Origin of the sequence: Phenylobacterium sp., from assembly GCF_004297125.1 — a bacterium.
GTDB lineage: Bacteria > Pseudomonadota > Alphaproteobacteria > Caulobacterales > Caulobacteraceae > Phenylobacterium.
This window is the reverse complement of the sequence record NZ_SCVD01000024.1, coordinates 117,140-136,319: the sequence shown is the minus strand read 5'-3', so window position 1 is coordinate 136,319 and position 19,180 is coordinate 117,140. Positions and strand designations below refer to the sequence as shown.

Annotated in this window: 16 protein-coding genes and 2 tRNA genes; all 18 read right to left on the bottom strand. The window is 67.6% G+C overall.

Annotation, left to right across the window (positions count from 1 at the left end; all coding sequences use genetic code 11):
- Positions 1 to 40: 40 nt before the first annotated feature.
- Positions 41 to 1,444: an amidohydrolase family protein gene (locus tag EPO51_RS16940; protein ID WP_293352687.1), complete on the bottom strand. Its 1,404-nt coding sequence runs from the start codon at positions 1,442 to 1,444 to the stop codon at positions 41 to 43.
- 37 nt (positions 1,445 to 1,481) lie between these two features.
- Positions 1,482 to 2,867 (bottom strand): amidohydrolase family protein, encoded by a 1,386-nt coding sequence (locus EPO51_RS16935; protein ID WP_293352685.1) that lies wholly within the window; start codon positions 2,865 to 2,867, stop codon positions 1,482 to 1,484.
- A 74-nt stretch (positions 2,868 to 2,941) separates the two neighbouring features.
- A complete protein-coding gene (locus EPO51_RS16930; protein WP_293352683.1) occupies positions 2,942 to 5,875 on the bottom strand; it encodes a TonB-dependent receptor domain-containing protein in 2,934 nt (977 codons plus the stop codon).
- A 121-nt stretch (positions 5,876 to 5,996) separates the two neighbouring features.
- Positions 5,997 to 9,161 carry a TonB-dependent receptor gene (locus EPO51_RS16925; protein ID WP_293352681.1) on the bottom strand — a complete coding sequence of 1,055 codons (3,165 nt, stop codon included), beginning with the start codon at positions 9,159 to 9,161 and terminating at the stop codon, positions 5,997 to 5,999.
- Positions 9,162 to 9,289: 128 nt separating this feature from the next.
- Positions 9,290 to 10,234 carry a FecR family protein gene (locus EPO51_RS16920; RefSeq protein WP_293352679.1) on the bottom strand — a complete coding sequence of 315 codons (945 nt, stop codon included), beginning with the start codon at positions 10,232 to 10,234 and terminating at the stop codon, positions 9,290 to 9,292.
- Position 10,235: 1 nt separating this feature from the next.
- Complete coding sequence (locus EPO51_RS16915) at positions 10,236 to 10,853, bottom strand: RNA polymerase sigma factor (RefSeq protein WP_293352678.1); 618 nt, start codon at positions 10,851 to 10,853, stop codon at positions 10,236 to 10,238.
- A gap of 123 nt (positions 10,854 to 10,976) precedes the next feature.
- A complete protein-coding gene (locus EPO51_RS16910) occupies positions 10,977 to 11,153 on the bottom strand; it encodes a hypothetical protein (RefSeq protein WP_293352676.1) in 177 nt (58 codons plus the stop codon).
- Between the two features lie 1,270 nt (positions 11,154 to 12,423).
- A tRNA-His gene (locus EPO51_RS16905) sits at positions 12,424 to 12,500 on the bottom strand.
- 53 nt (positions 12,501 to 12,553) lie between these two features.
- Positions 12,554 to 13,345, bottom strand: a complete 792-nt coding sequence (locus tag EPO51_RS16900) for a LytTR family DNA-binding domain-containing protein (RefSeq protein WP_293352674.1) — start codon at positions 13,343 to 13,345, stop codon at positions 12,554 to 12,556.
- A gap of 421 nt (positions 13,346 to 13,766) precedes the next feature.
- On the bottom strand, positions 13,767 to 14,471 hold the full coding sequence (locus tag EPO51_RS16895) for an energy transducer TonB (RefSeq protein ID WP_293352672.1): 705 nt from the start codon (positions 14,469 to 14,471) through the stop codon (positions 13,767 to 13,769).
- Between the two features lie 11 nt (positions 14,472 to 14,482).
- Positions 14,483 to 14,917 (bottom strand): ExbD/TolR family protein, encoded by a 435-nt coding sequence (locus EPO51_RS16890; protein WP_293352670.1) that lies wholly within the window; start codon positions 14,915 to 14,917, stop codon positions 14,483 to 14,485.
- Between the two features lie 5 nt (positions 14,918 to 14,922).
- Positions 14,923 to 15,828 (bottom strand): tonB-system energizer ExbB, encoded by a 906-nt coding sequence (exbB, locus tag EPO51_RS16885; RefSeq protein WP_293352668.1) that lies wholly within the window; start codon positions 15,826 to 15,828, stop codon positions 14,923 to 14,925.
- Positions 15,829 to 16,410: 582 nt separating this feature from the next.
- A tRNA-Phe gene (locus EPO51_RS16880) sits at positions 16,411 to 16,486 on the bottom strand.
- An 85-nt stretch (positions 16,487 to 16,571) separates the two neighbouring features.
- Positions 16,572 to 16,739, bottom strand: a complete 168-nt coding sequence (locus EPO51_RS16875; protein WP_293352666.1) for a DNA gyrase inhibitor YacG — start codon at positions 16,737 to 16,739, stop codon at positions 16,572 to 16,574.
- Positions 16,736 to 17,776 carry a ribonuclease E/G gene (locus tag EPO51_RS16870; protein ID WP_293352664.1) on the bottom strand — a complete coding sequence of 347 codons (1,041 nt, stop codon included), beginning with the start codon at positions 17,774 to 17,776 and terminating at the stop codon, positions 16,736 to 16,738. The genes EPO51_RS16875 and EPO51_RS16870 overlap by 4 nt, the downstream gene beginning before the upstream one ends.
- On the bottom strand, positions 17,773 to 18,357 hold the full coding sequence (locus EPO51_RS16865) for a Maf family protein (protein ID WP_293352662.1): 585 nt from the start codon (positions 18,355 to 18,357) through the stop codon (positions 17,773 to 17,775). The genes EPO51_RS16870 and EPO51_RS16865 overlap by 4 nt, the downstream gene beginning before the upstream one ends.
- Positions 18,358 to 18,374: 17 nt before the next feature.
- Positions 18,375 to 18,593 carry a translation initiation factor IF-1 gene (gene infA / locus EPO51_RS16860; RefSeq protein WP_111458197.1) on the bottom strand — a complete coding sequence of 73 codons (219 nt, stop codon included), beginning with the start codon at positions 18,591 to 18,593 and terminating at the stop codon, positions 18,375 to 18,377.
- Between the two features lie 119 nt (positions 18,594 to 18,712).
- Positions 18,713 to 19,180 carry an arsenate-mycothiol transferase ArsC gene (locus EPO51_RS16855; RefSeq protein WP_293352653.1) on the bottom strand — a complete coding sequence of 156 codons (468 nt, stop codon included), beginning with the start codon at positions 19,178 to 19,180 and terminating at the stop codon, positions 18,713 to 18,715.

The window sequence follows — 19,180 nt, the reverse complement described above, 5'->3', positions numbered from 1 at the left end:
CGACGATCGAGGCGGCGCCCCCCGGGCGGCGCAGGGTGGCTCACGGCGTGGGACTCGATGCGTCGACGAGGGCCTTCTGGTTGGAGATCAGCGGCGCAGTCGGCAGCTTGCTCAGATCCACCGGCTCGCCGGCCTTGATGACCATGTTGATGGATCGATAATTGCGGGCCGCCGCCAGCGGGTCTGCGTCGAGCACCACCATGTCGGCGTACTTGCCTACTTCCAGGGTGCCGAAATCCTTGTCGAGCTTATAGCCCCGCGCGACGTTGATCGTCGCGATCTGCAGCGCCTTCATCGGATCGACACCCAGCTGCTCCAGCCCTAGGAGCGCGAAGAAGTGCCCCTCACCGAGTCTGGTGCGGACGTCGACAGGCGGCTTCTCCGGAGCCTTGGCCGGGAGGGGATGGTCGATGCCGCCGTCCGTGGAGAGCATCACGTTCACGCCGCCATCGATCAGGTTTTTGATGTTGATCCGCGAATTGGCGTAGATCGGTTCAAGCGTCTTCGACTGATTGGCCTGGTAGGCCTTGGTCACCGGAAGGGCCGAGCACGAGACCTTCTTGGCGACCATCTCCTGGATGATCGAAGCTGGGATCGTCCGCTCGGGCGTAATGTCGCAGTGGGTGAGGATGTCCGCGCCGGCGTCCATGGCGGCCTGGATTCCCTCCAGCGAGTGGACGTGGGCCTGCACCGTCTTTCCGGCCCCGTGGCCCGCCTTGACGATAGCGTTCTGTGCTCCTTGCGAGAACGCCATGAACGAGTAGTCCTTGTGGCCGTTTGCTGCGTACTTGAGGAAGTCGACGTCCTTGGCGGCGTAGGTGGTGATCCGTGCTCCGACCTCGTCGGCGGTGTCCCACAGCAGCTCGCGGCCCGTGCCCTGCGTCCAGCGTCGGTTCAGATAGTTGATCGTGTCCGGCCGCAGGATACCCTTGAACTCGTCGCGGAAGTCATCGGAGACGGGTCCGTCGAAGCCGATGATATTGCCGGCGAAATAGATCCGCGCCCCGACGTCCTTGCCCCCGTTGATGCGGGCGCGCGCCGCCCTCAGGTCGGGATATGGTCCCCAGGTGTCGAACACCGTGGTCTGGCCCGTCTTCAACGCCAGCTGCGCCGCCTCGACGATGATGTCGGCATATCGGCCGCGGAAACGCAGCAGGGTGTCCACGTCAAGGTTGAGGTGCAGATGGACATTCGCGTCCATCAGGCCCGGGATCACATATTTCCCCGCCTTGTTCACCACGGTGGCGCCGCGCGGGATCGTCACGCTGCCGGCGGACCCGATCGCGGTGATACGGCCCTTGTCCATCACGACGACCGCGTTCGACACCGGCGCACCCCCGGCGCCGTCAATGAGGATGACGTTCGTAAGCGCCAAGGGGTTGGCGCCGGCCGCGCTGGCGGCCAGCGAGAACGCGGCGGCGCAGAGGAGGGATTGTCGCGTCATGAGAGTCTCCGACGAGCTTGTGACGGCGCGAAGCGCGTCACTGGTAGGGCTGGATCTTCTGGTTGGAGATCAGAGGCGCGGTGGGCAGCTTCTCGAGGTCGACCACCTGGCCGCCCTTGATGACCGTGTTGATGGCCCGGTAGTTGCCCGCCCACGCTAGCGGATCGGCGTCCAGCACCACCATGTCGGCGTACTTGCCGCGTTCCAGCGTCCCGAGGTCCTTGTCGAGCTTGTAGCCCCGCGCGACGTTGATCGTCGCCGTCTGCAGGGCCTTCATCGGATCGACGTTGATCTCTTCCAGGCCCTGAAGCGCGGCGAAGTGCCCTTCCCCCAGCGTCGTCCGGCTGTCGACCCGCAGCTGTGGCTCGGCCATCGGCAGGGGGTGGGTGATCCCGGCGTCGGTGGACAGCATGAGCGGCACGCCGGCGTCCATCATGTTCTTGATGTTGATCATCGACTGGCTTTGATAGTGCACCGCTCGCTTGGGCAGGGTGTCCTGATGGGCCCTGGTCGTGGGCAGGACGGAACAATAGGCGCCCTTCTGGAGCATCTTCTGGATCAGGGCTGGCGGGATGATGCGCTCGGGCGTGATGTCGCAATGGGTCAGGATGTCCACCCCTGCATCGAGTGAAGACTCGATGCCCTCCACCGAATGGACGTGGGCCTGGACGGTCTTGCCCGCGTCGTGGCCGGCTTTGACCACGGCGTCCTGGGCGCGTTGCGACATGTACGCGAACGCCATGTCCTTGTGGCCGTTGGCCGCATATTTCAGGAAGTCGACGTCAAGCTTGGCATAGTCGGCGACCTTCTTGCCCACCTCGTCCGAGGTGTCCCACAGCAGCGAGCGGTCCGTTCCCTGCGTCCACCGCTTGTTGAGGTAATCGATGGTGTCCTTGTGCAGGACGCCCTTGAACTTTTCGCTGAAGTCCGCCGAGGCGGGGCCGTCGAAGCCAATGATGTTGCCGGCGAAGAAGATGCGGGCGCCGACATCCTTCCCGCTGTTGATCCGCTCCCGAGCCGCCTTAAGGTCCGGATAGGGCCCCCAGGTATCGAACACCGTCGTCTGACCGGTCTTCAGGGCAAGTTGCGCGCCCTCGACGATCACGTCCGCGTAGCGGTCGCGGAACCGCAGCAGGGAGTCCACGTCGAGATTCAGGAAGAGATGGACGTTGGCGTCCATCAGCCCGGGGATGACGTACTTTCCAGTCTTGTCGAGCACCTTGGCGCCGCGCGGGATCGCGACCTCGGACTTGCGCCCGACCGCCGTGATGCGCCCCTTGTCCATGACGATCACGCCCTCCTCGATCGGCGGACGGCCCGTCGCGTCGATGATCGTGACGTTGGTGAGGGCCAAGGGGGCGGCGCAGGCCACGCCGGCGATCAGCGAAAGCGCGGTCGCGCCGAGCAGCGAAAGACGCGTCATGAAGGTCTCCGGAAGATGTATGCGAAGGAGTGACCCGTTGGCGCGGGGCCAAGCCCCGCGCCTTCGTCGAGCCATCAGTTCCAGAGGTCGGCGAACTTCAGGTTCACGCCCACATAGTAGGTGCGACCGGCATAGCCCTGGCGACCCAGAAGGCCGTTGAGCGAGCCCTGGACCTTGTCCGGATATTCGTTCGTCAGGTTGCGGACGCCGGCGTAGATGCGGCTGTCCTCCTGCACCTTGTATCCGACCTGGAAGTCGTGGTTCACGAACGCCTTGATGTAGGGCTCGTCGATGAACGTATCGACGGTGGGCCGCTGGATGTTGGTGATGCCGTTGCGAAGCGTCCGGCTGCTGTAACTGAAGCCGTAGTTCGCATCCCAGGCGCCGTAGGACCACGACAGGTCGACGTTGCCCACCCACTTGGGCGAGGAGCCGCCGGCGTCGGTGTCGTAGAGACCCCGGTCGTCGGTGAGCAGCGGAGCCGGAGTCTTCTGCAGGTCCAGGCGCTTCAGGTAGCTGGCGTTGCCGCTCAGCGTGAAGCGGCCGTAGTCCGTCGGCAGGGTGTAGCTGCCGCTGAACTCGTAGCCCTCGGTGTAGATCTTGGCCACGTTGACGTCGCTGATCTGCACGAAGGTGGCGAAGCCGGTCGTGGCGTCGCGGCGCAGCAGCGAGCAGAATACGTTGTTCAGATCGGCCGCGTCGTAGCAGGCGTTGAAGATCGAGTTGGCGGTCGGCCGGATCACCGCGTCGCTGAGCTCGATGTCGTAGTAGTCGACGCTGAGGGACAAGCCCGGGATGAACTCCGGCTGCCAGACGCCGCCGAGGGTCAGGGTCTTGGCGGTCTCTTCCTTCAGGTTCACGTTGCCGCCCGTCTGCGACAGGAAGAACGTCCCCAGCAGCGGGTTGAAGGTCGCCGGATTGACGTTCAGGGCTCGCAGCGCCGTCTCACAGTTGGCGCGGCGCGTGCTGGTGCCCAGCGAGACGTTGCTGGTCGAGCAGGGATCGTTGCTGCCCAGCGCAGACGTCCCGTTGGCCAGGGGCGTGTACAGCTCGCCGATGGTCGGCGCGCGCGCCGCCCGAGAATAGGTGCCGCGCAGCTTGAGGCCGAGCGCGGTGGCGAAGACGCCGCCGACCTTCCAGGTGCTGGTCGTGCCGATGGTGGAGTAGTCGGAATAGCGATAGGCGCCGTCGATCGTCAGCTCGCGGATGAACGGCCCGACGTCCTTCAGCAGCGGGGCGGAGATTTCCCCGAACACCTCGGTGACATCGTACTGGCCCTGGGCGTCGGTGCCGTTCAGGTGGGCGATCTTGCGGGGCGAGCCGCTGAACGGACCGAAGTCGATGTCCGACTCTTCCTTGCGGTACTCGGCGCCGGCGACCAGGTTGATCGCGCCGCCCGGCAGCTCGAACAGGCCGCCGGTGTCGGCGGTCAGGAAGCCCGAGAGCACGGTCTGCTTGTTGCGCACATAGTCGACCGTCGGCTGGTAGATCCAGGCCACGGCCGCCGCTTGCGATGCGCTGTCGGTGGTCAGGGGATTGTAGGGCACGCAGCCGCTGTTGCGGCCGGCCGTGAAGCTCACCGGGCCCAGGGCCGGGTTGAAGGCCACGGCCAGGGCGTCCGTGCGCAGGCGGTTGAAGCTGGAGGGGTCCAGGTCGCTGCGGCAGACGGCGCGGCCCGTGGCGGGATCCACCACCGCATCGATAGCCGCGATGAAGCGGTCGTAGAGCCGGTTGTTGGCGATGTAGGCCCGGCGGCGGACCTCGCCGTAGTTGGCCGAGATGTCGTACTGCAGGTGATCAGTCAGCTCGCCCTTGGCCCCGACCACGATGCGGACCGTCCGCTTGGTGATGCGCTGATCGCGCAGACCGCCGTCGTAGTCCCAGCGGTTGAAGAGGATCGGGGTGGCGCCCGCGGCGGCCCGGACGTTGGCGGGAATGAAGGCGGTGTCCGAAGCGATGGGCTGGAAGACCAGCTGCGACTGCTGCGACAGCGACTCGTTGCGGATGTTGGAGAGGTGCAGGTCGAGGTACGGCTTGAACTTGTCGCTCACGTCGTAGTGCGCCAGCACGGAGATGATGTTCCGCTCGCTGCTGGGGCGCAGGTCGTCGCTGAACAGGGTGTAGGTGGGCGGGCCGTCGCCGCCGATCTCGGTCGCGCCGGCGTAGCCGCCCACGTTCTGGCCGTGACGATAGGGCGTACCGTTGCCGTTGAAGCCGCCTGGCGAGAACGTGCGGCCCGGATCGATGAAGGCGCCGCCGTTGGCGAAGAACCCGTCACGGGTGTTGTTCAGCAACACGAAGCGCGGAACCGTCCCGCTGGGGTTGTTCACCCGCTCATAGAGGTCGAAGGCCTCCTTGCGCGCCGACACCGGCACGTTCGGGCGCTCGCCGTAGGTGTAGTTGATCGTCACATTGCCGCGGCCGTCGTGGAAGTTGCGGCCGGCGGTGACGGAATAGACCTGGTCGCGGAAGTCGCCGCGCTCGGCGTTGCCGAACTGGGCGTCGAAGCCCAGGCCCTCGAAGTCCTTCTTCAGGATGAAGTTCACGACGCCGGTCACCGCGTCGGCGCCGTACACGGCCGAGGCGCCGCCGGTCAGGACGTCCACCCGTTCGATGAGCGCGGAGGGGATCACGTTCAGATCGACCGCGCTGTTGCCGCCGAAGCCGCCGACGAAGCGGCGGCCGTCGACCAGGGTCAGGGTGCGGTTCTGGCCGAGGTTGCGCAGGTTCAGCGCGCTTTCACCCGTGCTGCGCTGGTCGTCGCCGTTCGAGCCCACCAGGGCGCCAACCTCGGCCACCATCTGCTGGACGTTGGTCTTGCCGGTATAGAGCAGGGCCTGCTCGCTCAGCGTGGTGATCGGGGCGGGCGACTCCAGGTTCGGCACGCGCACGCGTGTCCCGGTCACGACAACCTCGCCGACCTCCTGGGCCAGGCCCTGCGTGGCGAAACCCAGCGCCAGCATCGCGGCGCCGCAAGCCAAGGTCGCCCTGCGCGTCTTGTTCGTCATTCTGCATATCCCCCTTAGGCCCCAGCCGGGGCTCTCATGGGGTTTAGACAGGTGGGGTCGAGCCGATCCGCCATATGACCTTTTTGATTTCGTCACATTGTGCGGCGGGGCCGCGCCGGGCTCAGGGCCGGGCGTCGTCGAGCTTCAGATTGAAGCCCACATAGTAGGTCCGCCCGGCGTAGCCCTGGCGTCCCGAGGCCGCGTTGAGGGACCCCTGGTACTTGTCCGGGTACCGATCCGTGAGATTGCGCACGCCGGCATAGAGGCGGCTGTCGCTCCGCACCCGATAGCCCACCTGGACGTCGTGATTGATGTAGGCCTTCACATAGGGGGTATCGATCACGTCGTAGGCCGTGGCCCGCTGGGCGTTGGACAACGGGTTGCGTAGCGTGCGACCGCTGTAGTTGATCCCGTAGTTCAGGTCCCACCGCCCGCCGGCCCAGCCGAGGTCGACGTTGGCCACCCACCGGGGCGACGATCCGCCGGTGTCGGTGTCGAAGCGCCCGCGGTCGTCGGTCAGCACCGGCAGCGGCGTCTTCTGCAGCTCCAGCCGCTGCAGGTAGCTGGCGGTCGCGGCCAGGCTGAAGCGCCCGAACCGGTCGGTGGGCAGGGCGTAGGCGCCGGCCAGCTCCCAGCCGCTGGTGTAGACCTTGGCGACGTTGACCGCGTTCACCCGCACGAAGCTGGCCATGCCCGAGCCTGTGTCCCGGCGCAGGAGCGAGCAGAAGATGTTGTCCAGCGAGGCGGCGTCGTAGCAGGCGTTGAAGATCGAGATGGTGGTCGGCGTGATGACCGCGTCGCTGATCTCGATGTCGTAGTGGTCGGCGCTCAGCGACAGGCCCGGGACGAAGGTCGGCTCCCAGGTCACCCCGTAGGTCTTGGTGCGCGCCGTCTCCTCCTGCAGCGTGGGGTTTCCGCCGACGCTGGAGGGGAAGAAGGAGCCCAACAGCGGATTGAACGTGGCCGGATCGACGCCCAGCGTGCGCAGGGCGGTCTCGCAGTTGGCCCGCCGCGTCGCCGTGCCCAGGCCGAGGTTGGCACTGGCGCAGGGATCGTTGATGCCGATGGTCGTGACCGTGTTGGTCACCGGCGTGAACAGCTCGCCGATCGTCGGCGCCCGAGCGGCCTTCGACCAGGCGCCGCGGAAGCGCAGCCCGCCGGCCGTGGCGAAGACCCCGCCGACCTTCCAGGTCTGTGTCGTGCCGATGGTCGAATAGTTCGAGAGGCGATAGGCGCCGTCGACGACCAGCTCACGGACCAGCGGCCCGACGTCCTTCAGCAGCGGCAGCGAGACCTCGCCGAAAACTTCGTAGACATCGTATTCGCCCTTTAGGTCGATGTTGTTAATCCGCGTGATGCTCCGGCTGGAACCGCTGAACGGGCCGAAGTCGGCCTCGGAGGCCTCCCGCCGGTACTCGCCGCCGACCACCAAGCGGATGGGACCGCCCGGCAACTCGAAGACCTCGCCGGTGTCGGCGCCCAGATAGCCCGACACCACGGTCTGGCTGTTGCGCACGACGTCCACGATGGGCTGGTAGATCCAGGCCAGCGCCTGGGCGTTGACGCTGCTGTCCGTGGTGAAGGGGTTGTAGGGAATACAGCCGCTGCCCTGCCCGGCGACAAAGCTGGCCGGTCCCAGGGCCGGGTTGAAGGCTACCGCCAGGGCGTCGGTGCGCAGCCGGCTGAAGCTCGCCGGGTCGATGTCGCTCCGGCAGACGATCCGGCCGCTCGCGGGATCGACCACCGCATCCATGGCAGCGAGGTAGCGATCGTACAGCCGCGCATTGCTGGCCGACGACCGCGCGCGCACCTGGCCGTAGTTGATCGAGACGTCGTACTGCAGGTGTGGGCTCAGGTCGCCCCGCGCGCCCGCCACCACGCGGACGGTCCGCTTCGAGACCCGCAGGTCCCGCAGGTCGCCGTCGTAGTCCCAGCGGTTCATCAAGGTGCCCGAGGCAGGGACCAGCGCGGCGACATTGGCCGGCAGGAAGGCGTTGTCCCTGGCGATCGGCTGGTTGACCAGCTGGGTCGGCTGCGCCGTCGAGGTGTTGCGGACCTCCGAGAGATGCAGGTCGACATAGGGCCGGAAGCCGTCGCTCACATCGTAGCGCGCCAGGACCGTCAGGATGTTGCGCCGCGCGCCCGGGCGGATGTCGTCGTTGAACAGGGTGTAGGATGGCGCGCCGTCGCCGCCGATCTCGGTCGCGCCCGCGAAGCCGCCGACGCTGACGCCGTGGACGAAGGGCGTGCCGTCACCCTTGAACCCGCCGGGCGAGATCTGCCGGCGAGGATCGATCACCGCGCCTCCCAAGGTGAAGAACGCCTCGCGGGTGCCCTGCATCAGGACGAAGCGCGGCGTGGGGCCGTTGGGATTGTTGACCTGCTCGTAGATGTCGACCGTCGCCTCGCGCCGCGCCGCCGCCAGCACATTGGGGCGCTCGCCGAAGGTGTAGTTGACCGTGACGTTGCCGCGATCGCCCTGCAAGCCCTGGCCCAGGGTGATCGAATAGACCTGGTCGCGGTAATCGCCCCGCTCGGCGTCGCCATACTGGGCGTCGATCGCCAGCCCCTGGAAATTGCGCTTGAGGATGAAGTTGACGACGCCGGTCACCGCGTCCGCGCCATAGATCGCCGAGGCGCCGCCGGTCAGCACGTCCACGCGCTCGATCAGGGCGGCGGGGATGGCGTTGACGTCCACGGCGCTGGAGCCGCCGAAGCCGCCGACGAAGCGCCGACTGTCCACCAGGGTGAGCGTGCGGTTCTGGCCGAGGTTGCGCAGGTTCAGCGCGCTCTCGCCCGTGCCCCGCTCGTCGTCGCCCGCCGCCGACCCGACCAGAGCGCCAGCCTCGGCCACCATGCGCTGGACGTTGGTGTCGCCGGTGTCGGCGAGCGAGCGTCCGCTGCGCGTCGTGACCGGCGCGGACGATTGCGGCGCGCCCGTCCCGACTCGCGTACCGGTCACCACCAGTTCGCTGACGTTCGAGACGGTCGTCACTGGCGCCGCGTCGGTGTCCGACACGAACCGCAAGGTGATCGTGCGGCCATCGTCGCGCGCCACGGCGAGGTGCGTGCCCCGCAGGAGCGTCGCCAGCGCCGTGCGGACGTCCATGGCCCCGCGCACAGCGGGCGTCCGCACGCCAGCCAGCCGCGACACCGGGGCGGTGATCTGCACGTCGGCCTGCAGGGCGAAGGCGACGATGGCCGTCGCGGCGTCCTGGGACGGGACGTTGAAGACGCGGGTCTGGGCGATGGCGGGCGCCGGCAGACCCACCAGCAACAGCGCCACGGCGCCTCGCCTCACAAACCGCCTGACACCCCTGCCCATACGCCCGGAGCCCTGCGGCTCATCCCCACCTACAGGCGGCAACCTAGGCGGGGCGCCCTCCGCCGGAAAGCCTTTGCACGGCCCGCGTGTCAACGGGCCAGACGCACCACATCCGCGCGGATTTCCGCCGTGGCGTTCAGGCTGAGCGCCATCGACTTCGCGAAGCCGACGGGGTCGTTGGCGTTGAACACGCCGGCCACCTTCTCGGCGCCCAGGTCGGGGTCGTCGATGACAATGCCGATATCGCTGTAGCGGCTGAACCGGGCGGCGGCGGCGGCCAGGGTCTCGCCCTGGAAGACGATCTTGCCGTCCTTCCATGCCAGGTCGGTCCCCAGCTGGGCCTCCTCCACATGTGCCACGGCGACGGCGCCGGTGTCGCGGGCCAGGATCGCGCGGCTGTTGGCCGTCACGCGGGTCGGCGCCTGTTCCGGGGCGTTCGCCCGTCGGACATCGACGATGCCCTCGCGCACCAGCACCTCGACGGGCGCGCTGTCGACGTTCGACACCGTGAAGCTGGTGCCGACGGCGCGGACCTCGGCGTTGCGGGCGCTGACGATGAACGGCCGGGCGCGGTCCTTGGCGACGTCGAACAGGGCCTCGCCGTCGACCAGGCGGATCAGGCGGCGGTCGTTCGTGAACCGCACCTCGAGACGCGTGGCCGTGTTCAGGGTCATCACCGAGCCGTCCTCCAGGCTGACGACCTTCTTCTCGCCCTTGCGGGTGCTATAGGCGGCGGGCCGCGACGAGCCGAGGTAGACGCCCACGCCCGCCAGCGACGCGGCGATGGCGCCCCCGCCGGCCATCCACCGCCGGCGCGTGATCCGGGGCGGCGCACGAGCATCCCCAGCAGCAGCAGCGGATGGCTCGGTGCTCATCAGCGCCCAGGTCATGCGCGCATAGGCGCCCGAGCGGCGGATGTCGCCGCGCAGCCAGGCCTCCAGCTCCACCGTCTCGGTGGGCGTCAGACCGCGGTCGGCGCGCGCCGCCCAGCCGGCCGCGGCCTCGTCGATGTCGTCAGCCGTTTCCCTGGCCATGTTAGGGCATCAACCTCTGGATCACGGTCTTAGACGCCGGGGGTCGTTCTTTTCCGCCAGTCTTGAACCATCCAGCCATTAGCACGGCCCCGCGGGCCATATGTTTCTCGACGGTGCTCTCGGCGACGCCAAGCCGACTGGCCACCTCGCGCTGCGAAAGCCCCTCGATGCGCCGCAGCTTGAAGACCTCCGCGACGCGGGCCGGCAGCGAGGCCAGCGTCTTCTGCAGGCGCCGAAGTTCATCCCGGTCGGCGGCGATGCGTTCCGGCGATGGGTCGTCATCGGCCACATCCAGGTGCTCGAAGCTCGCCACGGACTCGATGGAGACCACTTTCAGTCGGCGGATGTGGTTGATCATCACCGAGGACGCCACCTGGAACGCGTAGGTCTTCGGGCTTTGGACGTGGTCGACCGAGTGAAGTGCGATGAGCCGTGTGTAGACCTCTTGCACGATATCGTCGATGTCGAGGCCGTCCACCTCGCGGCGGCGGAGCCAGTTCCTGAGCGCTGGCTCGTGCGGAATGACGTGGTGGCCCAGCCAGGCGGCCCGTGCGCGCACGTCGACAGGCGTCGTCGCGTCTGCGATCTCGCCCCATCCGTCCTGCTCGATCTCTGGCACCCGCAAATCCCCCGGCGTGACGCTAAGGCATAACCGCGGTCGAAGAGAAGCTCGGGTGGGGGCAGATGCGAACAATTTCATGGTGCGGCCCGCATAGGCGCAGGAATTCTGGCGCCTGCCCCATCAGGTGATCGCCCAGCCGACGTATTGGCGGGGGATCACGAGGTCGCGCCCGTCGCCCCGTCGGCCCCGGACCAGGACATGCGCCTGCGGCTGGTCGGTGTCGAAGTGGCAAGCCGCCAGCCAGTCCAGCTCCGGCTCGCCAAGGTCGGCCGACACCCGCCCCATCACGTCGCGCACATAGCTCCTGAGGTCGGAAAGCCGGTCCCATGCTCAGGCAAGCAGCGCGCCCGGGCGGCCCGGCGCCACATGACGAAACGGAGCTGACGTGAAGCACCTCCACCAGATCAGCCAGCCCGACGGCCGGGTCTTTCTCTACTTGCGCAAGAAGGGCCTGCCTTCCGTCCGGCTCCCCGATGGCCTGAGCGACTCCGCCCTCGAGCGGCACGTGCTGCAGCTGATCGAGGACCTGTCGCCGACGACGTCCCTGGCCAAGGGCGCCATGGCGGCGGCGCTCCGCGCCTACGAGCTGGAGAACCCGGACCGCAAGGCGCCGGCGGCCTCCACCAAGTACCTCTACCGGGCGATGCTGAAGGAGTTCGAGGATGACCTCGGGACCCTCGCCGCCTCGGCCTTCACCCCGGCCTTCGTGAATCGACTTAAGGGCGCCTGGGCCAGCCACGGGCATCGGCGGCCAACCTGCGCCTGCAGGTGCTCAGGAACGTTCTCAAGCCCGCCCGGTGGCCGGAAAGCTGAAGCAGGCCCCCTTCCCGCTGGTGGGCCAGGTCCGCCGGCCCCGCGAGCTCAAGGAGCCGCACCTGATCTGGTCGGACGCCACTTTCCAGACCGTGATGGAAGCGGTCCTGGAGGCCCGGAAACTCGGCTTGGCCCGGGCCATGGCGGTCGCGCGCTACATCGGAGCCCGGCGCGGAGACCTGGTCACCATGCCCCGCTCCGCGCGCCAGGATGGCCGCTTCCAGTACGTCTCCGGAAAGCGTCGGGTCCGGGTGGATGTGATCGAGGACCCCGAGCTCGGACGCCGGCCGCCCCTCCAGCCGAGCCGCGGCAGGGCCGCAAGGTCAAGGCCGATGCGGCGCCGGGCGCCACCACCGCCCGGGTCTACAACGTGGCGGGCCGCCCCTACACGGAGGATGGCTTGGCTCTCGAGCTGCGCAAGCTGGTCGCGAAGCTCCACGAGCCGGGCCGAGTGGACAGCCCCCCTATGACCTCCACGGCCTGCGTCACACGCGCGGCGTGGAGCTGGTCCTGGCCGGATGCAGCGACGCCACGGGCGCCGCCATGATGGGTCACGCGGGTCCTTCCAGCTTCATGCAGTACCGTCGCCAGGCCGATCGGGTGCGACTCTCGGACACCGCCTCGGCCCGCGTCGCGAAGCTTCGGGAACAGGCCGAAAACGGCGAGTGGAAAACGAACTGGAAAGAAGGTGGAAAAACAGCGTTCGGAATGAAAAAGGGCCGAGATAAATCCCAGCCCTTTCAATTCTTTGCGATGGTACCGCCCCCCGGTCTCGAACCGGGGACCTCTAGATCCACAATCTAGCGCTCTAACCAACTGAGCTAGGGCGGCGCATCGCGAGCGCGCCTTTTAGTCGGGAGCGGCGGTCCGATCAAGCCGCCCGATCACGGCTCCAGCAACGGGCGCCGGTAGCGGCGCGAGCCGGCCAGTTCGCGGCCGTCGACGAGGCGCACGAGGTAGTCTCCCGACGGCTTGGACTCCACCTCGACGATGAGGTCGCGGCGAACCAGGCGCGAGCGGTGGATGCGGACAAAGCCGGCGCCCCGGAGCTGGCGTTCCATCTCCGACAGCGGCGCGCGGTGGAGAATGGGCGTCTGGCCCCGATGAAGCTCCACATAGTTCCCCGCCGCCTCGATCCAGGCGACCTCGGCCAGGGGCACGAAGTGGCGTCGCGCGCCGTCGCGGACCTCGATGGCGTCCGGCTCGGCCGCGACCGCGAGCGGCGGGCGTACCCGCTGCCGCCGCCAGAGGACGTAGAGCAAGACGAAGCCGGCGTAGCCGAGCGCATCCTTACGGAATTCGTAGAGGAAATCCCCGAGTGGCGCGAAGGGGGCGTAGTAGTCGCCCACCACTGCATAGACCGCCCAGCGCAGGACGCCCATGGCGGTGATGTGGATGAGCGCAAAGACCAGCAGCCCGGCCAAATGTACAGCCGCCGCGCGCGGCCACGGCGGGTCCAGCGGCCAGACGCGGCGGACCAGGGCCAGGAAGATCGGCGTCATTCCGAGAATGACCACGATGCTGCTGGTCTCCCAGACGAACGGTTCCCAGAATGCGAGGCGCCGGCCCGCGCCCCTTACCTCGTCGAGGACGCTGAAAGTGTTCACGATGGCGAACAGGAACAGCGCGACGGCCACAACGATCAGGAACGGCCCGTCGCCCTTGCCGCTCGCCATCGCGGCTCCACCGCCCGCTCCTGAGGCCTGCCGATCCGTCACAACCGCTCCGCCGCGCGCCGCTTCATTGTGGTGGGATTCTGCGTCGTCGCAGCATCGATGCGGCCTCGACAACCGAAGATGCGTCGTGTCCACCGCAACTCGCAGATCCGGCCTCGACGCCCTGCGCATCGGCGCCTTCCCGCTCCTGCTGCTCAACCATCTCGGCCTGTTCTATGTGTTGTGGAACGGCCACGTGACGAGCAGCCACGTCCTGCCGGTTCTGGAGTCCTGGATGGGCGTGCTGAACGCGTGGGGCTCAACCTGCTGTTCGCCGTCTCGAGCGCCGCGGCGCGATGGCAGGCAAAGAAAAAGCCCCGGTCGCTTGCGCGACCGGGGCTTGGTCTTGTCAGGCGGGCCCGGAGGCCGGCCTTCTCGTGCCTTAGCCCTTCGGCAGGGAGAAGCGGATCGGAATCCGTACCGTACCCCCGTCGACCGGCTGACCATCTCTGGTTTGCGGCCTCATCTTGAAGAGCTTCGACATCTTCATAGCGGCGTCGCCGAACCCCATGTCACCCGGCTCTTCCGAAACGACGGAACAGCCATCAAGGGTGCCTCGGGCGTTCACCTGGCAGCTGATCGTCGCCCGGCCCTCAACCTCCATCCGCGACGCGCGGTCGGGATAGTAGCGGTTGATGTCGTCACCGGACGGACGGCGGAGCCAGTCCGGGTTGGTGATGACCGATGGGCGCGGCGGCTCCGGCGGCGGCGCAGCGGGCGGCCGAGGCTCTTCGATCCGACGCTCGACCGGCGGAACCGGCAGAGGCGGGATCGAGGGGACATCGGGCACCGCGACGGGCGGCCGGGGCTGCAGCTTGGGCGGCGGCGGCGGCGGAGTGTTCGGCGGCGGCGGCGGCGGAGGCGGCGGAGGTGGCGGCGGAACGGGCTTGATGATAGCCACGTCCGTCACTTCGTCCGAGTACTCCTTGTACTTGGGTTCGAAACGCGTCTTCCAAAGATAGACGCCAAGGGCCCCGTGTACGACCACAGCGATAATCAGTGCGATGATCGTCCCCGGCCGGCTTTTCGGCTTGGGATCATCGAACGGATTGTGCCGCGCCAGAACTTCGTGGTGAGCGTCAGACATGTGTCACCACCTTAGTTGTTATCTTCACCGACGAGAGCCACGCTGTAGAACCCGTTGTCCTGCAGCATGTTCATCACGCCCATGAAATCGCCGTAGAGCACGTCCTTGTCCGCACGGATAAAGATGCGCTCCTTCGTCGGGTTCCGAACCGCGCCCAGTTGCGTGCGCAGGTCTTCGCCGAGGGTCGGAAGGTCCGTCCGGAAGTCCTGGATGAACAGGCCGCCGTTCGGTTGGATCGAGATGTAGATCGGCTTCGGCGGGTTGGTGCCGGGCGGGGCGACGGCAGGCGGCAGAACCACCTTGACCGTCACGGCCGCCATCGGCGCTGCCACCATGAAGATGATCAGAAGGACGAGCATCACATCCACGAAGGGGGTGACATTGATCTCGGCGTTCTGGGTCTCCTGGTAGCGGCCGCCTCCGGAACTGGAGAGCTTGGCGGCCATCTAGCTTAGGCCCCCTTGTCGAGCTGCCGGGAGATCGCGTTCATCAGCTCGGCCACGAACCCTTCCGAACGCGCCCCGAAAGCCGAGATGCGGGTCTGGAAGTAGTTGTAGAAGATAACCGAGGGGATGGCCGCGAAGAGGCCCAGACCGGTGGCCAGAAGCGCTTCGGCGATGCCGGGCGCCACGACGGCCAGGTTGGTGGTGTTGGTGTTCGCGATACCGATGAACGAGTTCATGATCCCGTAGACGGTGCCGAACAGACCGATGAACGGACCGTTGGAACCGACCGAGGCCAGGTACTGCATGCCACCCGAGAGGCGGCGAGCCAGCGAGGCCTGGACGGCGCTCACCGCGTGCGCGGCGCGATCGATGGTGGTGTCGCGGTGCTCGCCGGCGATCTGCAGGCCAGCCTGACGGCTGAGCTCGATCTCCTGCGCGGCCGCGGCGGCCATGTCGGCCAGCGGGTTGCCGTCGAATTCCTCGCTGAGGGCGATCCGGCTCATGTCGTTGATCGACTTGGCGCCGCGGAAGGATTCCACGAAGCCGTCCGACACCTTATTGAGCGAATTGAACTCGAGGATCTTGGTGACGAGGATCGTCCAGCTCAGCACCGAGGCGAGAGCCAAGCCGATCATGATCACCTTAACGACGGGGTCGGCGTCCATGAACATGGTGCCGACGTTCAGCTTGCCCGCGTTCTTCATGGTCGGCGGATCAGCCGATTCAGGGGCGGCGGGAGTAGCGGCCGGATCGGCGGCGGGAGCCGCGGCGGCGTCGGCAGCCGGAGCGGCGGCTTCAGCAGCGGGGGCGGCCGGGGCGGCGGCGTCCTGGGCGAACGCCGGTGCGCTCGTCATCAGCGCGACGGCGCCGAGGAGAGCGGAAAAAGTGATCTTCAGTTTGTTGTCGAGCATCTGTCGCCAGTTCCTGGTTGGTCTAGCACGATTGGCCGGAGGGTCGTCGCGCGAGAGCGTCTCCACCCTAGTTGAAACAAGCCCGGCGCCTCGGTTCGCTTTCGCGGGCCCGAAACCCCAGAGGCGCTGTCGCTGCGCCCGACCCGGAACGCGGACTCCCGACTTTTCGCAGGGATTGGCGTTACGAAGGTGCGGACGGCCTTGAACTCCCACGGGGGGACCCCAAAGTCTTACCACTTTTTTAGACAAGCGGCCCGGACCCTTTGGCAACCCCTTGTCGAAGCGTCAAGGGGCAGAAGCTTTCCCTCCAGCGTCAAATTACTGACGCATGCGCACGGATTGTGCGCTGCACACGCAAGAAGCGTCTTTAGCTCGGCGATTCACCACCGTTCATCGCGAACGTTTGCTGCATCGCAGCAATTTCGCGAAACCAGGATTGACGAAGTCGAGGCGCCGCAATTCGCCCCGCGCGCGGATTCGAGGCGCCAAGCGGTCCTCTGGCCTTTCCCGACCGATCGGACTTGCAGGTCGGCGGGCCATGCGGGCGGCGCTTCACCGGCATCCGGCGGCTTGTGGGGAAAGTGGTGCCTGGGGGCGGATTCGAACCACCGACACGCGGATTTTCAATCCGCTGCTCTACCAACTGAGCTACCCAGGCACGGGTCCCGGCGCGCGGGAGCCGCGTCTATAAAAGAGGCGTCGGCGTAAGTCCAGCGAGCCCGGGACGGGATTTTTTCACCGCGTCAATCGTCCTCGGAATCCTCGCCCGGCGCCTCGTCGTCCTCAGCCGCAGGAACCGCATAGGCGCCGACCAGCCAGCGCTGCAGATCCACGTCGGCGCAGCGGCGCGAGCAGAACGGCCGATATTCGGACAGGGTCGGCTTGCCGCAGATCGGGCACTTGGCGCTCATGTGGCGTAGACCTCCAGATGATCGCGCGCCCGGGCTGGATCGGCCGCGACGGCGAAGCGGGCGCCCAACCGCCCCGACAGCGTCGCGACAAGGGGTTCCGCCGCCTTGGCGACGGGGGGCGCGCAGACCGCGGTGAGCCGAGCGCCGGGCTGGGCCGCGCCCTCGCCCTCGAGCCGGCGAACGAGCCGTTGGGCCAGGGCGCGCTCGCTCAAGCCGCCGCCCGGGTCCTGCAGATACTCGGACAACGGACGGGTCCTTCGCGGGATCGAGAGCTCCATGGTCCCGAAACGCCCAACGGGTCCGATCGCGACACCCGGATTGTCGGGGGCGAACGCCAAGCGCGCCGCCGCCAGGAGGGCATTGCCGTCGTGGCCGCGCCCGGCCAGGTCCAGGATGACTAGGCCGCCCAGCCCCTTGAGGCGCAGGAGTCGCGCGCCCTCCCCGATGGCCGCGAGGTTGGCCTGGCGAGTAACGCGCTTGGCGTCCTGACCCTTGCGCTCGCCCAGGTCGACGTCGATGGACGTGAGCGCTCGGGTAGGTTCGATGGCGATATCGCCGCCGCCGGGCAGCGGATGGACCGTCTCCAGGATCTCCGCCTCGGCTTCGTCGGCCACGGCGCGCGCCTCACGGCCTTCGACGAGCGCGGCGTCACGCACGATGGCCGCCAGGATCGCAGCGACCTCGGGTGGAGGTTGAAGCAGGCGTGGCCCGCCCTCCCCACGGCCGATCTCCCGGGCGACGGCCAGCTTGCCGCTACGCGGCTCACCCCTGATCTCGACCTCGATCGCCGCGCCGCGAACCGGGCGCGCATCGGACTTGAACGGCAGGATCGCCTCCAGACCGCCTCCCAGGTCGAGGAATGCTGTGGCGATCGCAGGCTCGACGCTCGCCACGCGAGCCACCAGACGCGCCCCCAGGGCGAGGCGCAGGTCCTCGTCATCGCGGCGGAGGATCAACCGCTCCGGGCGGCCGTCGAGGGTGACGACGCCGCGCGTCTCACCGACGCCGCGGTCCAGGAAGATGCGCCGCTCGCTCATGGCCAGCGGAATCCCAAGCCGGTCAGCAGATTGGCGGTCTCATAGAGCGGCAGGCCCACAACACCGGAATACGAGCCTTGAAGGGAGATCACGAGAGCTCCGGCGCGTCCCTGGATCGCATAGCCGCCGGCCTTGCCCACCCCCTCGCCGCACGCGAGGTAGGCCGCGAGGTCCGCCTCGCTCAGCCGCTTGAAGTGAACCCGGCTTTCGACGAGGCGCGACGCGACGCGGCCGTCCGGGGCCACGACCGCGACGCCGGTCAGCACGCGATGGGCTCGCCCTGACAGAAGCGCCAGGCAATGCCGGACCTCTTCCGCGTCCACGGCCTTGGGCAGAACCCGTCGACCGACGGCGACGACGGTGTCGGCGCCCAGCACGAAGGCGGACGGCGTGCGGGCCGCGACATGGGCGGCCTTGGCCGCGGCCAGTCGCAGCGCGAGCTGGCGCGGGGTCTCTTCGCGCTGGGGGGTTTCGTCGAGCTCGGCGGCCTCGATGGCGTCCGGGACAAGCCCGATCTGGCGCAGCAGGTCCAGGCGGCGGGGGCTCGCGGAAGCGAGGACGAGGCGCGGCTCAGCGGACAAGTCGGCGCCCCGGTGAATCAGCGAACGCGGAAGGTGATACGGCCCTTGGTCAGGTCGTAGGGCGTCATTTCCACTAGGACCTTGTCGCCAGCCGACACCCGGATGCGGTTCTTGCGCATCTTACCGGCAGTGTGGGCGATGATCTCGTGGTCGTTCTCGAGCTTCACACGAAACGTGGCGTTGGGCAGCACCTCGCTGACCGTCCCCGGAAACTCGAGCAGTTCTTCCTTCGCCATGCGGCTCTCTTGATGCCTCAACGCTTCGCAAATGACGACGGCTCGCGCCGTCTGGCTGCGAGCCGCATTCTATCTCCAAGACTATAGCTTACCGTCAGAGAAAAGGTCGATGGGGGGCATCAGGCGCGAAATCGCTGGATGATCCGCGAGGCGAGGCCGTCGCGGACCTGGCGATAGGCCTCAAGCCGATGCTGGCGGGAGCCTTCGGATAGGGTGGGGTCCAGCGTCGGCCAGTACTCGATGTCGGCGGACCGCCCGCGGGCCAGCTCGACCGCGCGGTGCTGCGCCTCGGGCGTCAGCGAGATCACCAGATCGAAGGAATCGTCCTCCAGTTCGGCGAAGGTCTTGCTGCGATGGCGGGTCAGGTCGACCCCCAACTCCTTCATGACTTCGGCGGCGAGCGGATCGACCTCCGTGTCGTCCACATCGGGATCGAAATTCGCGCGCTTGAGGCCGCAACTGTCCACGAAGATCCGCGTGCCGATGAGGTGCTTCAGCAGCGCCTCGGCCATGGGGGAGCGGACCTGGTTGAAGTTGCAGCAGAAGAGGACCGCATCGGGCAGCCGCTTCCCGGGGTCGTCGCCCAT

Excerpts from the sequence above, each read along its gene's own strand:
- exbB (WP_293352668.1), bottom strand. The coding sequence starts at position 15,828 with ATGCTCGACAACAAACTGAAGATCACTTTTTCCGCTCTCCTCGGCGCC.
- EPO51_RS16930 (WP_293352683.1), bottom strand. The coding sequence starts at position 5,875 with ATGACGAACAAGACGCGCAGGGCGACCTTGGCTTGCGGCGCCGCGATG.
- EPO51_RS16855 (WP_293352653.1), bottom strand. The coding sequence starts at position 19,180 with ATGGGCGACGACCCCGGGAAGCGGCTGCCCGATGCGGTCCTCTTCTGC.
- EPO51_RS16875 (WP_293352666.1), bottom strand. The coding sequence starts at position 16,739 with ATGAGCGCCAAGTGCCCGATCTGCGGCAAGCCGACCCTGTCCGAATAT.
- EPO51_RS16920 (WP_293352679.1), bottom strand. The coding sequence starts at position 10,234 with ATGGCCAGGGAAACGGCTGACGACATCGACGAGGCCGCGGCCGGCTGG.
- EPO51_RS16940 (WP_293352687.1), bottom strand. The coding sequence starts at position 1,444 with ATGACGCGACAATCCCTCCTCTGCGCCGCCGCGTTCTCGCTGGCCGCC.
- EPO51_RS16890 (WP_293352670.1), bottom strand. The coding sequence starts at position 14,917 with ATGGCCGCCAAGCTCTCCAGTTCCGGAGGCGGCCGCTACCAGGAGACC.
- EPO51_RS16900 (WP_293352674.1), bottom strand. The coding sequence starts at position 13,345 with ATGGCGAGCGGCAAGGGCGACGGGCCGTTCCTGATCGTTGTGGCCGTC.
- EPO51_RS16935 (WP_293352685.1), bottom strand. The coding sequence starts at position 2,867 with ATGACGCGTCTTTCGCTGCTCGGCGCGACCGCGCTTTCGCTGATCGCC.
- infA (WP_111458197.1), bottom strand. The coding sequence starts at position 18,593 with ATGGCGAAGGAAGAACTGCTCGAGTTTCCGGGGACGGTCAGCGAGGTG.
- EPO51_RS16895 (WP_293352672.1), bottom strand. The coding sequence starts at position 14,471 with ATGTCTGACGCTCACCACGAAGTTCTGGCGCGGCACAATCCGTTCGAT.
- EPO51_RS16870 (WP_293352664.1), bottom strand. The coding sequence starts at position 17,776 with ATGAGCGAGCGGCGCATCTTCCTGGACCGCGGCGTCGGTGAGACGCGC.